Origin of the sequence: Actinoplanes sp. NPDC048988, assembly GCF_043197815.1 — a bacterium.
Taxonomy (GTDB): Bacteria; Actinomycetota; Actinomycetes; order Mycobacteriales; family Micromonosporaceae; genus Actinoplanes.
Genome location: NZ_JBICTW010000007.1, coordinates 120046 through 132603, shown reverse-complemented (window position 1 = coordinate 132603; position 12558 = coordinate 120046). Strand labels below are relative to the sequence as shown.

General features: G+C 71.7%; 14 protein-coding genes and 1 pseudogene. 11 read left to right on the top strand and 4 right to left on the bottom strand.

Features of this window, described 5'->3' with window-relative positions; translation table 11 throughout:
* Positions 1-11 precede the first annotated feature (11 nt).
* Complete coding sequence (locus ACGFJ7_RS23515; RefSeq protein ID WP_392643766.1) at positions 12-1508, top strand: pyruvate, phosphate dikinase; 1497 nt, start codon at positions 12-14, stop codon at positions 1506-1508.
* Positions 1509-1603: 95 nt separating this feature from the next.
* On the opposite strand, the pseudogene ACGFJ7_RS23510 reads toward ACGFJ7_RS23515, so the two are convergent.
* Positions 1604-1834, bottom strand: a pseudogene (locus ACGFJ7_RS23510) (VOC family protein); the annotation flags it as partial.
* A gap of 143 nt (positions 1835-1977) precedes the next feature.
* Between ACGFJ7_RS23510 and ACGFJ7_RS23505 the strand changes: the two are divergent.
* The 6 genes from ACGFJ7_RS23505 to ACGFJ7_RS23480 all read left to right on the top strand — a co-directional run bounded on the left by ACGFJ7_RS23505 (position 1978) and on the right by ACGFJ7_RS23480 (position 7158).
* A complete protein-coding gene (locus ACGFJ7_RS23505; protein WP_360255805.1) occupies positions 1978-2904 on the top strand; it encodes a MurR/RpiR family transcriptional regulator in 927 nt (308 codons plus the stop codon).
* Positions 2901-3653, top strand: a complete 753-nt coding sequence (locus tag ACGFJ7_RS23500) for an SIS domain-containing protein (protein ID WP_360255808.1) — start codon at positions 2901-2903, stop codon at positions 3651-3653. Before ACGFJ7_RS23505 ends, ACGFJ7_RS23500 begins: the two co-directional genes overlap by 4 nt.
* 58 nt (positions 3654-3711) lie before the next feature.
* Positions 3712-4893 (top strand): glycosyl hydrolase, encoded by a 1182-nt coding sequence (locus ACGFJ7_RS23495; RefSeq protein WP_392643764.1) that lies wholly within the window; start codon positions 3712-3714, stop codon positions 4891-4893.
* 57 nt (positions 4894-4950) lie between these two features.
* Positions 4951-5451, top strand: coding sequence for a hypothetical protein (locus ACGFJ7_RS23490; protein ID WP_392643762.1), 501 nt, complete (start codon positions 4951-4953; stop codon positions 5449-5451).
* A gap of 47 nt (positions 5452-5498) precedes the next feature.
* Positions 5499-6554, top strand: coding sequence for a YbhN family protein (locus ACGFJ7_RS23485; protein WP_392643760.1), 1056 nt, complete (start codon positions 5499-5501; stop codon positions 6552-6554).
* Positions 6555-6906: 352 nt separating this feature from the next.
* A complete protein-coding gene (locus tag ACGFJ7_RS23480; protein WP_392643759.1) occupies positions 6907-7158 on the top strand; it encodes a hypothetical protein in 252 nt (83 codons plus the stop codon).
* Positions 7159-7210: 52 nt separating this feature from the next.
* Here ACGFJ7_RS23480 and ACGFJ7_RS23475 read toward each other — a convergent pair whose 3' ends face one another.
* Positions 7211-7768: a DUF1349 domain-containing protein gene (locus ACGFJ7_RS23475; protein WP_392643757.1), complete on the bottom strand. Its 558-nt coding sequence runs from the start codon at positions 7766-7768 to the stop codon at positions 7211-7213.
* Positions 7769-7889: 121 nt separating this feature from the next.
* On the opposite strand from ACGFJ7_RS23475, the gene ACGFJ7_RS23470 reads away from it, so the two are divergent.
* Both ACGFJ7_RS23470 and ACGFJ7_RS23465 read left to right on the top strand, forming a co-directional pair.
* Complete coding sequence (locus tag ACGFJ7_RS23470) at positions 7890-8762, top strand: GNAT family N-acetyltransferase (protein WP_360255822.1); 873 nt, start codon at positions 7890-7892, stop codon at positions 8760-8762.
* A 75-nt stretch (positions 8763-8837) separates the two neighbouring features.
* Positions 8838-9293, top strand: coding sequence for a nitroreductase/quinone reductase family protein (locus ACGFJ7_RS23465; protein ID WP_392643755.1), 456 nt, complete (start codon positions 8838-8840; stop codon positions 9291-9293).
* On the opposite strand, the gene ACGFJ7_RS23460 is transcribed toward ACGFJ7_RS23465, so the two are convergent.
* On the bottom strand, positions 9268-10101 hold the full coding sequence (locus ACGFJ7_RS23460; RefSeq protein ID WP_360255827.1) for a LysR family transcriptional regulator: 834 nt from the start codon (positions 10099-10101) through the stop codon (positions 9268-9270). The two genes, ACGFJ7_RS23465 and ACGFJ7_RS23460, sit on opposite strands and share 26 nt — an antisense overlap.
* Before the next feature lie 69 nt (positions 10102-10170).
* Between ACGFJ7_RS23460 and ACGFJ7_RS23455 the strand changes: the two genes are divergently transcribed.
* Complete coding sequence (locus ACGFJ7_RS23455; protein WP_360255830.1) at positions 10171-10659, top strand: hypothetical protein; 489 nt, start codon at positions 10171-10173, stop codon at positions 10657-10659.
* Here the strand turns inward: ACGFJ7_RS23455 and ACGFJ7_RS23450 are convergent.
* Complete coding sequence (locus ACGFJ7_RS23450; RefSeq protein ID WP_392643753.1) at positions 10606-11574, bottom strand: alcohol dehydrogenase catalytic domain-containing protein; 969 nt, start codon at positions 11572-11574, stop codon at positions 10606-10608. The genes ACGFJ7_RS23455 and ACGFJ7_RS23450 overlap by 54 nt on opposite strands.
* 64 nt (positions 11575-11638) lie before the next feature.
* Between ACGFJ7_RS23450 and ACGFJ7_RS23445 the strand changes: the two genes are divergently transcribed.
* Positions 11639-12558 (top strand): isocitrate lyase/phosphoenolpyruvate mutase family protein (locus ACGFJ7_RS23445; RefSeq protein WP_392643751.1); only part of this gene is annotated, 920 nt, incomplete at its 3' end.

Sequence of the window (12558 nt, the reverse complement as noted above, 5' to 3'; positions counted from 1 at the left end):
GCCCGAACCCGATGCGATACCTGCATCCCCTCGAGGGCGAGACCGGCGGATCCGCGGATCTGCTCGGCGCCAAGGCATGCGGCCTGCTCACGTTGCGGCGTCTCGGCTTGCCGGTCCCACCCGGATTCGTCGTCGACACGCGCGCCTGCCGCGCCTTTCTCCGCGACGGCCACCTCCCGGACCGTTTCGACGCGGAGCTGGCCGCCGCCGTGCGGCACCTCGAAGCGGCCACCGGGCGGCGTTTCGGCGGCCGCGAACTGCCGCTGGCGGTTTCGGTGCGCTCCGGAGCCGCGGTGTCGATGCCCGGCATGATGAACACCGTCCTCAATCTGGGGCTCACCACCGACGCCACGGCCGGGTTGGCCGCCGAGACCGGCGATCCGGCCTTCGCGCGAGAGGCACGGCAGCGGTTCCTGGCCGGCTTCGCGGCCGCTGCGGGCGGCGCCGCCGACGACGACGCCATGAGCCACCTGCGGGCGACGGTACGGGCGGTCATGTCGTCGTGGAACACCCCACGGGCGGTCACCTACCGGGAACTGCACGGCATCCCGCATGATCTGGGCACCGCGGTGGTCGTGCAGACCATGGTGTTCGGCAACCGGGACCGGCGAAGCGGCTCCGGGGTCGCCTTCAGCCGCGATCCGAACACCGGGGAGCGTGGGCCGTACGGGGATGTCCTGTTCGGCCGGCAGGGTGAAGACGTGGTGTCGGGCGAGTCCGCCACCGAACCGCTGACCGAGCTCACCCATCGAGCGCCGGCCGTCTGGGATGACCTCGGGGCGGCCCTGCGCCGGATCGAACAGCACTACAGCGACGCCGGCCACGTCGAGTTCACCTTCGAGGCCGGTCACCTGTGGCTCCTGCAGGTGCGTCCCGGCGGCCTCACCGGGCGCGCCGCGATCCGCGTGGCCGTGGACCTCGCCGACGAGCGGGTCATCGACCGGCGAACGGCCGTCCGCCGCGTGACACAGCGCCATCTCCGCCACGCCGGCACGCCTCGCCTGCGCGCGGGCGAAGGGGTGCAGGTGCTCGCCCGGGGCCGGGGCGCCGGCCCCGGCGTCGCCACGGGCCGGATCGCGGTCACCGCCGAGCGCGCCGCCCGCATGGCCTCGGACGGCCCGGTGATCCTCGTACGTCCCACCACCTCCCCGCTGGACATGCACGGCCTGGCCGCCGCGGCCGGGATCCTGACCAGCCGGGGCGGCCCCACAAGTCACGCGGCCGTCGTCGCCCGAGCCATGAACAAACCGGCGGTGGTCGGCGCGGCCACGCTGACCATCGACGCCCTGGCGCGGTCCGTCCGGATCGGCGCGCGAACCCTCACCGAAGGCACGGTCATCAGTCTCGACGGCGGCAGCGGAGAAATCGTCCTCGGCGATCCCGGCACCGTCACCGCCACCACCGACGAGCACGTGGACCGACTGCTCAGCTGGGCCGACGAGATCAGTGGTGACCACTCACCGCGCCCGGCCCCGCAGCGCCTCGACGACGCCCACGCCCACCTCTGAGCCCGCGGCGGAAGATCGCTACCGGCCGGTGAAACGATGCTGTTGCCATCCGGATCGGTCACCACGAGGACGCGCGAGGTGGTGGCGTTCTGGATGCCGGCGTGGTCGATTCCGGCACGTCGCAACCGGTCGGCCAGACCGTCGAGGTCGGACTCGTCGATGACCATCGTCGAGCGGCCCGCGCGTTCGGCGTCCGCCCACACCTGCACGCCGAAAGCCGGCGCGAGGTGCCATTCGGCCAGGCCCTCCATCGGGCGGGCGTCCACGCTGCCACCGAAGAGCTTCGTGTACCACCGAACGCCGGCCTCGAAGTCGGCGACGGTCATCTGCGCGAGCAGTCGAGTGGCGGCCATGCGGAAAGACATACCCGGCCGCGGGCCGTCACCGCCGGCGATCGCCAAGAAGATTGTTATTGACTCAAGCCCGCAACGGTCGTAATTTTCATCGCAGGACTCAATCGATGAAAAGGATGACCGACGTGACCGGTGAGAGCGGCGGACTGCTCGGGCGCCTCCGGATGGAGAGCGCCCAGATGCCGGAGGCGCTGGGGCGGATCGCCGAGACCATTCTCGCTGATCCGGAGACGGCGGCTCACGCCAGCATCGTGGATCTGGCTGAGCGGTCCGGCACCTCGACGGCGACCGTGACGCGGTTCAGCCGCACGCTCGGGTTCAAGGGGTACGCGAACCTGCGAGTGGCCGTCGCCACCGAGACCGGGCGGGCCGAACAAGCCCGCTGGGAGACCGACATCTCCTCCGACATCGCGCCCGGCGATCCGCTCACCGACGTGCTCGGCGTGGTCACCGCGGCCGACACCCGGGCCATTCAGAGCACCGCCGCCGGGCTCGACGTGGGTGCCGTCGAGCGGGTCGCCGCGACCATCGCCGGGGCGCAGCGGGTGGAGATCTTCGGGCTGGGCAGCAGTGGCACGGCGGCTCGGGAGATGGCTTTCCGGCTCGAGCGGATCCGGGTTCCCGTGTGGCACCGCACCGACTCGCACACCGCTCTCACCAACGCCGCCCTGCTGCTGCCCGGGGACGTGGCCATCGGGTTGTCGCACTCCGGCCGTACCCGGGAAGTCATCGAGACGATGGCCGAGGCGGCCGACCATGGGGCGCTCACCGTCGCCGTGACCAGTTTCGGGCGGTCGCCGCTGGCCGAGGTGGCCGATGTCGTCTTCACCACCGCGGTGCAGGAGACCACGTTCCGCCTGGCCGCGCTCTCCGCGCTGCATTCGCAGCTGCTCGTGCTCGACCTCATCTACGTGGCCGTCGCCCAGCGCACGTACGAGCGTACGGCCGAAGCCCTCGAGGTGACGGTCCGCGCGGTGGACGCCCATCGGCTCCCCGAGAAGAACCCGACCCGCAAGCGCGGGCGTGCGAAAGGACAGCCGTGAGCCTGACCAGCACTGATTACCTCGAGAAGATCCAGGCCGCGATCGCGCGGGTCGGCACCGGCCAGCCGGAGCTCATCCGGCGGGCGGCGGAGATCCTGGCCGATTCGGTACGGGCCGGTGGTGTGATCCAGGCGTTCGGCTGCGGCCACTCCGAGGCGCTGGCCATGGAGATCGCCGGGCGGGCCGGCGGGCTCGTGCCCAGCAACCGGATCGCTTTGCGGGACGTCGTCCTGTACGGCGGTGAGCCCCTCGCCGTCCTGCAGGACCCCACCGTCGAGCGGCGCACCGACATCGCCCACCGGCTCTACGAGCTGGCCCCGGTCAAACCGGACGACGTCTTCGTCATCGCCTCCAACTCCGGCATCAACGGCGCCGTGGTCGAGATGGCGCTGCTGGTCAAGGAGCGCGGCCACCCGCTGATCGCGATCACCTCGGCCGAGCACGCGGCCGGCGTCGACTCGCGGCATCCCAGCGGCCGCAAGCTCGGCGAGATCGCCGACGTGGTCCTGGACAACGGCGCCCCCAAGGGTGACGCCACCCTGCCGCTGCCGGGCGGCGGGGCGGTCGGCGCCGTCTCGTCGATCACCGGGGCGCTGCTGGCCCAGCAGATCGTCACCGAGGTGGTGGCCCGCCTGATCGACGCGGGCGAGACACCGCCGGTCTACCTGTCGGACAACGTGCCCGGCGGCAAGGAGCACAACGCGGCGCTGGAAGCCCGGTATGCCGGGCGCATCCGCCGTACGGCCTGAGCCCGGTATGTCCCCCGGCATACCGCGTGATCCCCCGTTTATCAGGAGGTCCATCCCCATGCTCAAACGAAGACTGGCGGCAATGCTGACCGCGGCCCTGGCCGGAGCGGGCGCCGTCGCCCTCTCCTCCGGGCCCGCCGAGGCCGCGGACTGCGGCTACCTGTTCGACGACTTCCACTACAGCACCTCGGCCGACCCGGCGCTGACCGCCAACGGCTGGACACCCCGCAGCTACCAGGGCGGACCGGGCGTGCCCGGGGCGAACTGGTCACCCAGCAACATCACGTTCCCGACGTCCGGCGGGCAGAAGGTGCTCCAGCTGACCGCCTCGACCGACGGCACCGGGGCCGGCACCAACCACGCCGAGCTCTACTCGACGCAGAAGCGCTACCTCGACGGCACCTACGCCACCCGCATCCGGTTCACCGACGCCCCGGTCAGCGGCAACGACGGCGACCACATCAACCAGACGTTCTTCACGATCAGCCCGCTCAACGGCGACCTCGACCCGACCTACAGCGAGCTGGACATCTCCGAGTACCTGCCGAACGGCGGCTGGGGCGAGACCGGGCCGATCAACTACCAGACGAGCTGGTACACGTACCGCAACGAGCCCTGGTTCGCCGACAACGTGCACTCCGAGCAGCGGTCGAGCCTGGACGGGTGGCACGAGCTGGTGGCGCAGGTGGCCAACGGGCACATCGTCTACTTCATCGACGGGGTGCAGGTGGGCGACCACTCCGGCAAGTTCTACCCCCGCCAGACGATGACCATCAACTGGAACCTGTGGTTCATCGACACGGCGGCGCACACGGGCGGCCTGAGCACGTACATCGAGCAGGTCGACTGGGTCCTGTTCGCCAAGAACCAGGTCCTCTCGCCGTCGCAGGCCACCTCGCGGGCGTCGGGCTACCGCACGGCCGGCACCCCGTTCGTCGACACGGTCGCCGGGACCGGGACCTGCTCGAACCCGCCTCCGACGACCACCTCGCCCCCGCCCCCCACCACCACGCCTCCCACCACCACCCCTCCCCCGGCGACCAACTGTGCCGACGCCCCGGCCTGGGCGACCGGCTCGATCTACACCGGCGGCAACCTCGTGAAGCACGAGCGCAGCCGCTACGGCGACCCCAACGGCCCGAAGTCCGGCGACGGCGTCCATCTGTGGCGCGCCAAGTACTGGACGCAGGGCTCGGAGCCCGGCTGGACCGACCAGTGGCAGGACCTCGGCCGCTGCTGACGCCGGAGTGGGAGCGGGGCTTCCCGGCCCCGCTCCCGTGATCTACAGTTCCGGCCCGTGGGCGCATCCGGGTGGGAGTACTACACCGACTACCAACCTGACCTTTCTGCGGCTTTTGCCGCCCTGCAGCGGACAGTTCTCGACCAGGGCCGCTACTGGTGGGCGGTACCGGGCACATCCGCCGCGAGCCGTCCCGACCGCCCGCGCACCATGGACGAGCTCTGGAACGACGAGGCGGTCCGGGAGTCCGGCACCCACTCGATCCTCGACATGGACCGGGTGCTGGACGACGGCGAGGAGCCCCGGTACGGCTACCTCCCCTACGCCGACGACCCGGCCATCCCCTTCCAGCGGTACGGCGAACCCGAGTACGGCGTGATCGTCCCCGTGACACCCGCCGAGGCGCAGGCCACGGCCGGCACCGAGAAGCTGACCCGGGCTCACGTCGAGGCGATCGCCGACCTGGCCGAGTATCGGTGGATCGGCCGGGTGGCCGTGCTGCACGGCGCCGACGGCACGCCCGACGAGCTGTATTTCTTCGGTTTCTCCGGCGACTAGATCACAGCGGGTGGCCGTGGGTTGATTGCGTTTGCCAGGATCGGCCCGTGTCTCCCATCCGGTCTGAGCTGCGGCCCGACCCCGCGGCCCCGGCCGTGGGTGTCCGGCAGCGCTGGTGGTCGCGCCTGCGGCTGCCGCTCGTCCTCGTCGTCGCGGTCGCCTTGGCCGCCTACGGCCTGCGCGGGCGCTTCCCCGACCCGCGCGACTTCCTGGGCGCGCTGACCGGCGCCGACTACTGGTGGGTGGCGCTGGCCGTGGCCCTTCAGGCGGTCTCGCTGGGCGCGTTCGCCTGGCAGCAACGGCAACTGCTGAGAGCTTTCGGCGTACGGGCCCGGGCCCGTTTCGCGCTGGCGGTCACCCTCGCCCGTACGGCCATCTCGATCTCGATGCCGGCCGGCGCCGCCGTGTCGGCGGGTTACGCGGGCCGCCAGTACGTCCGCACGGGCGCGACGAAGGAGATCGCCGCCGCCTCGATGATCGTCTCGGGCCTGACCTCCATCGGCGGCCTGGCCCTGCTGTACGTGGTCCTGGGCGCGGCCCTGCTCACCACGGACCCCGACCTGCTGGCCACCCCTCAGCCTCTGATCGTGGTGGCCGGCCTGACCGCCGTGACCGCCACGGCCGTCGTGGTCGGCCGCCGCGCGATGCACCGCCCGCCACGCCCCGGCACCGACCGCGTTCATTCGACGAACAAGCTTCTGGTGTACGCCCGTAAGCTGCTCACCTCGGCCGCCGAGGCCTGGCGCGCGGGCGCGGCGCTGCGCTCCCGCGAGTGGATAACCGGCGTCCTCTACTACACGGTTAACTGGCTGACCGACCTCCTCTGCCTGGCCGCCACCTGCCGCGCGGTCGGCCTCCCGGTAGGCGTCATGACCCTGGCCGGCATCTACCTGGGCGTCCAGATCGTCCGCCAGGTCCCCCTGACCCCCGGCGGCGTGGGCGTGGTCGACACCGCCCTGGTAGCCGGCTTGACCGCCGCCGGCGCCACCGCCGCCACCGCCGTCGCCGCGGTGGTCATCTACCGCCTGATCTCCTGCTGGCTCCTCATCCCCGCCGGCGGCATAGCCGCCCTGTACCTACGCCGCGAGGCCGTCCACCCCTGACCGTCACCCGCGGCGTAGGCGCTGATTCCCTCTGGAGGAGATGAAGCGAAACGTCGTAGGCGCCATAGGCCTCGGGAATGCGGGTCACCACCACGACACCCATCTCCCGTGCTTCATGAACCACCTGACCCACCGTGACCGGCCCGATGAGCGCGGGCGGAGGCGCCGAGTATGCGCGGCGACCGAGCGGCATTCACGCTGTTTCCTCTGCGGCGCGACGGGCGATGATCTCGGCGAGACGGGCGTCCGCCGCATCCTGCTTGGCCTGGAAGGCGTTCCACTCCTCCCGGGTCCACGGACCGGGCTCGGGGATGCCGATCGCGGCGGCGAAGTCTTTAACGGCCTGGGACGGGTGAACGAAATCGGGGCGCGGCGTCTGCGCCTGCTGCGCGACGGCTACGGCCCCGTCGTCCCCGAGGTGCTGCTCGACGCGATGACCGCCCGCCAGAGGGGGATCGCCGACCTGGAGAGCGCCAACGCCGCCGATTCCCGGCTGGATCCGGGCCGCCGCCGGCACGCCGCCGTCGCTGCCGAGTGGGCCCTGGGCGATCGGCGGCTCCTCGACGGGCACCGGGCCGCCTTCCTCGAGGCTCTGCGCCTCTGACGGGGGCGGCCGGAGCTCAGCCACCGCGGCCCGGGTCCACGCTGACGGCTCTCTACTCGAGGCCCTCCCGGGAGAGGGGCGGGCCGACCCGGAAGTCGCGGAAGGTGGCCTCCAAGCCGGCTCGCTCGGGGGAACAGCACATGACGCCCACGTCGACGGTGCCCGGCAGCGGCAGATGGCCCAGGCGCAGCAGCTGCCAAGGGCCGGCGCCGTTGCGGTAGTGGACGGCCAGCGCCGAGTCGAAGCGGGTGACACGCAGGGCTATCTCGCCGGTGAATCCGGGGACGGGGGTCATCGAGACGTCGGAGAAGTCGTCGGTGAGGACCGTACTCACCTGTACGGCGCCCGAGGTGACCTCCAGGCCGGTCTTGAGCCAGGTGCGCTCGCCGGCTCGTACCATCAGGCCCGCCTGGTCGAACCGGGTGGTGTGCGCGGCGGAGACCAGGACCTCGGCGGTGAAGTCGCCGGTCGCCGGCTGGTGGTAGAAGTGGCCGTTGTCGGTGGTCCAACCGTAGAAGGTCGCCCGCCAGAAATCGGTCTTCAGCTCGGTGACCGCCCGGATCAGGCCGTTCTCGTCCGACCAGTCGCGCGGCTCGTTCAACCACTCCATGGCGGTGAGCATAAATGGGATGCGGGCGATCGGCGGGTCCGGCAGCATGCGGGGGACGCAACGCCGACAGGAAGGAGGATGCCGTGAATTCCGCACGCATACCGATGCCTGGGAGGCTTCGTTGTTGTTCCGCACCCTGGCCGAGGGGGATCTCGGCCGCGTTCTGACCTGTCTCGACGATCCGGGCCGCTTCGAGCGGTTCCTCGAGACCGGAAACTACCGTCCGTCGTGGACCTGGATGGCCGTCGACGGTGACGAGATCAAGGGTTTCGCCGTGTGGTGGGGCTTCCCCACCGGTGAGCGGCCGCTGGCCCTCGACACGCTGTGGGCGGCGCCCGAGGTGGACGATCCGGTGGGGCTCTGGGCCGCGCTCATCCGGCAGGTGCCGCCGCCCTTCGAGTACCACATCTTCACCTCGCCCGGGCGGGAGAAAACGCCCGAGGTGACGCTGCGGCTGGCCGCCGCCGAGCTGGCCGGCCTGGGCGAGGTCAACGAGCGGCTGCGGTACGAGTGGACGGCCGACCACCCGCTCCCCCCGCGCTCGACCCGGCTGACGTTCCGGCCGGAGCCCGACGACGAGGCGTTCGCGGCCGTGTTCGCCGCGATCTCGGAGGGCAGCCTGGACGTCGCCACCCGGGAGGGCGTCGCCCGGCTCGGCGCGCTCGCGCACGCCCGCGAGGATGTCGCCTTCTACCAGCAGATGCGCGGCCGGCGTGACTGGTGGCGCCTCGCCTTCGACTCGGCGGGCCGGATCGTCGGGGTGGCCCTGCCCAGCGCCAACGACGGCGGCCCGGTGGTCGGCTACCTCGGCGTCGTCCCGGAGCAGCGGGGACACGGCTACGCCGACGACCTGCTGGCCGAGATCACCCACCTGCTGGCCGGCGACGGCGCGACGACGATCCGTGCCGACACCGACCGGGTCAACAAACCGATGGCCGCGTCGTTCGACCGCGTCGGCTACCGGGTCTTCGCCACGCGCATCGTCGCGTCCTGAGCGCCGGTCGCCCGCGTCCGTGAAACCTGATCTCGCTCAGTGGGGTCACAGGGTCGCGGGGGCAGACTCGGCGGCATGACGGATGGGGTGCGGGTGCCGCCTCGCTGGGTCGTCACGACCGCGTGGCGGGTGCATCGGGGGCTGTATCGCGCGAGCGGTGGCCGGTTCGGGTTGCGGCGCCCGCGCCCCGGCCGTTACGGGATGTTCCGGCTCACCACGGTCGGGCGGCGCAGCGGGCGGGAACGCGGTGTCATCCTGGCCTACCTCGAGGACGGTTCGTCGCTCGTCACGCTGGCCATGAACGGCTGGGGCGACGGCGAACCGGCCTGGTGGCTCAATCTGCTGGCGCACGAGACCGCGTACGCCCGGACGCCCGACGGCACCCAGACCGTGATCGGACGCGCGGCGGTCGGCGCGGAACGCGACCGCCTGTGGCGTCGCTGGCGGGAGGTCGACCCGAAGCTGGACGACTATGCGGCGCTGCGCACGACCGAGACCGCGGTCGTCATTCTAGAAACGACAGCAGGCTGACCACGCGGGGATCATTGCGGGCCGACGGCTGGTGCACCACGTGATAGGTGACCGGGGGCAGATCTCGCACCGGGATGCCGGACAGGCCGCGCGGCACCGGCACGCAGCCGTTGACGATGGCCGCGCCCGCTCCCAGCGCGACGAAATGCGTGATCAGGGGCCAGCCCTCGGCTTCCACCGCGACCGTCCACGGTGCGCCGGCGGTGCGCAGGGCCTGTTCGAGCATGACCCGCTGGGGCCGGTGCTGGGGCGGCACCACCAGCGATTCGCCGGCCAGGTCGCGCAGGCGGACCGACCGGCGCCGGGCCAGTCGGTGGGCGGACGGTACGAAGAGCATCTGAGGAAACGACGCCAGTTCCCGTACGGACAGGTCGGGTGGCAGAACGTCGAGCACGCTCACGCCGACGTGGGCCTGCCCGCCCCGGACGGCGGCCAGCATCTGGCGGTGGTCGCAGTTGATCAGGCGCAGTGGGGTGGCCGCGAGCGCGGCCTGGATCGCGTCGCCGAGCAGGTAGAGGTAGGCGCCCTGGCCGGCGGCGAGCACCACCGGGCGCTGGGCCGGGGCGCCGGCGAACTCGGCCAGGAAGTCGGCCAGCCGCTCGTTCTGGCCGCGGGCGAAACGGGCGACCGCCTCCCCGTCCGCGGTGAGCACGAGCCGGCGGCCCTCGCGGCGGTATAGCGGGCGGCCCAGCGACTCCGCCAGCTTACGGATCTTCACGTGCAGCGCCGGCTGGGAAATGTGCAGCTCCTCGGCCGCGCGCGTGAAGTTCAGATGGGTGGCGAACACGGCGAACGCCGTCAGATCCATAGTGCTGGACTATAGCCGTACCCCAATGAATAGTTCCTCTTTATTCTCACGGCCCGCACGCTGGAGGGCATGAGAAACCTAGGTGTGGACATCGGGCGCGTCATCATCAACGGCGACACCGAATTCTTCAGCGGCGACACCGCCACGATGCTGGCGACGCCGGCCGTACCCGGAGCGCTCGAGACCCTGCGACATCTCGTGCCGCTCTTTGACGAGGTGTGGCTGATCTCGAAGTGCGGCGAGCGGGTCCAGCGGCGCACCCGGCAATGGCTCGACCACCACGACTTCGCCGCGCGGACCGGCATCCCCCGCGACCATCTGCGCTTCTGCCTGAAACGGCCGGAGAAGGCGATCCACTGCGCCGAACTGGGCGTCACGCATTTCATCGACGACAAGCTCGACGTTCACCAGGCGCTGCGCGGCATCGTGGCGTACCGCTACCTCTTCGGGCCGCAACGGCTGACGCCACCGCCCTGGGTGACGCCCGTCCGGGACTGGACCGAGCTAAGCGCCCGGATGCACGACGACCTTCACGCCCGTCCGGGAAGCCGCCGTTGACATGGCGTTCTCGACATCGCCGAGCGGGAAGGTGTGGGAGACCAGCGGCGCCAGCTCGACCAGGCGCCGCGCGGCGAGGTCGATCGCCCGCGGGTAGACCTCGCCCATCCGCCGCACCATCACCAGCGTCAGCCCTTTGCGCCGGGCGAGCGCCGCGCTGAACGTCGTCCGGTCACCGTCCGGAATGCCGACCAGCACGACCCGCGCGCCCGGCCGGGCCAGCCGCAACGACGCCTCGACGGCACCATCCGAACCGGACACCTCGAAAACGACGTCGGCCACGGCCTCCCCGGTCGCGGGTTCCGCTCCGAGCCCTTCGGCCGCTCGCTGCCGATGAGGCAGAGGATCGCTGGCGAGTACGCGGGTGGCGCCACCCAGAAGCGCGAGCCGCACGAGCAGAAGGCCGATGGGGCCGCAGCCGGCCACCGCCACCGTCGCCGCCATCCGCAGGTGGCTGAGATCCATCGCGTGCAGGGCGACCCCGAGCGGTTCCAGCAGCGCGCCCTCGTCGTCGGAGAGCCCGTCCGGCAGCCGGTGCAGCCGATGCGCGGGCCAGGTCAGGAACTGCCGAAGCCCGCCGTCGCAGTCACCGTGCCCGGCGAAGACGATCCGCGTGCACAGGTTCGGACGGCCGGCGCGACACTCCTCGCAGGTCTCGCACGGAATGGCGGGATCGATGGCGACCCGTACGCCGTCGTCCACCCCACCGCGGATCACGCCGGCCATCTCGTGGCCGAGCACGAGCGGGCGCGGCAGCACGGCGTCGCCGATGCCACCCTCGGTGAACCAGTGCAGATCGGAGCCGCAGATCCCGACCGAGGTCACCTCGACAAGCCGCTCACCGTCGCCCGGGACGGGACGCTCTTCCTCGTGCAGCCGGATGTCACCGGCCCGGTGCAGACGCGACACGATCACGACCCGACGCTAACACCGCAACGGTGTATCGCGAACCGGCGATGAACCCGGGATGATCGACGGCATGTCTTCCACCGACCTCCTGGCACCGGGCGGCGTCACGCACGTCCCCGGCGTCTACGACCCGGCCAGCGCCGCGCTCGCCGTGCGGGCCGGCATCCGCGCCGCCTACCTTTCGGGCGAGGCGATCGCGGCCACCATGCTCGAACCGTCCACCGTCTCGGCGACCCAGATCGCCGACCGGGCCGCGGTTCTCGGGTCGTTCCTCTCCGGCGTGCCACTCCTGGCCGACGCCCAGGTCGGCTTCGAGGATCCGGACGCGGCGCTGTGGGCGGCCCTGTCCTACCAGCGAGCGGGCATCAGCGGCATCGTCCTGGGCGACGGCTCGCCGCTACGGGTGACGGCGGTCAAGGAGCGAGCCCCCGGCATCCTGGTGATCGCCTCGGCCCCCGGCGGCACCCTGGACGAGATCATCGCCGCCTGCCGCACGCTCGCCTCGGCCGGCGCGGACGCCGTCCTCCCGCTGGGCGCCCGGGAGACGGACTTACGCTCGCTGCACGAGGCCCTGCCCGCCGTACGCCTGGTCCTGAACCGCACCGAAGGCGCAAGCGGCGGTGGCCGCCACTTGAGCGACCCCGACCTGGCCGCCGCGGGCGTGACCCTGGTGCTGCACCCCATGACGGCGGTGCTGGCCGCCCTGCGGGCCGCTTCGGTCGCGTACCACGCCTTGGCTGTCCCCCCAGCAGCATCCGGCGCCGCCCCCGCTTTCCCTGGGTCCGAAAGTCCTAGGTCTGACCGTCCAGGTTCCGGCGTCCCAGGTTCCGGCATTTCAGGCTCCGGCATCCCCGGTTCCGGCAGTCCTAGGTTCCACCGGCCCGAGTCCGGCGTGCCCGAGTCCGGCGTGCCCGAGTCCGGCGTGCCCGAGTCCGGCGTGCCCGAGTCCGGCGTGCCCGAGTCCGGCGTGCCCGAGTCCGGCGTGCCCGA

What these genes read in the sequence shown, in the direction of transcription:
- ACGFJ7_RS23515 (WP_392643766.1), top strand. Translation starts at nt 12, where the DNA reads ATGCGATACCTGCATCCCCTCGAGGGCGAGACCGGCGGATCCGCGGAT.
- ACGFJ7_RS23505 (WP_360255805.1), top strand. Translation starts at nt 1,978, where the DNA reads ATGACCGACGTGACCGGTGAGAGCGGCGGACTGCTCGGGCGCCTCCGG.
- ACGFJ7_RS23495 (WP_392643764.1), top strand. Translation starts at nt 3,712, where the DNA reads ATGCTCAAACGAAGACTGGCGGCAATGCTGACCGCGGCCCTGGCCGGA.
- ACGFJ7_RS23475 (WP_392643757.1), bottom strand. Translation starts at nt 7,768, where the DNA reads ATGGAGTGGTTGAACGAGCCGCGCGACTGGTCGGACGAGAACGGCCTG.
- ACGFJ7_RS23465 (WP_392643755.1), top strand. Translation starts at nt 8,838, where the DNA reads ATGACGGATGGGGTGCGGGTGCCGCCTCGCTGGGTCGTCACGACCGCG.
- ACGFJ7_RS23460 (WP_360255827.1), bottom strand. Translation starts at nt 10,101, where the DNA reads ATGGATCTGACGGCGTTCGCCGTGTTCGCCACCCATCTGAACTTCACG.
- ACGFJ7_RS23455 (WP_360255830.1), top strand. Translation starts at nt 10,171, where the DNA reads ATGAGAAACCTAGGTGTGGACATCGGGCGCGTCATCATCAACGGCGAC.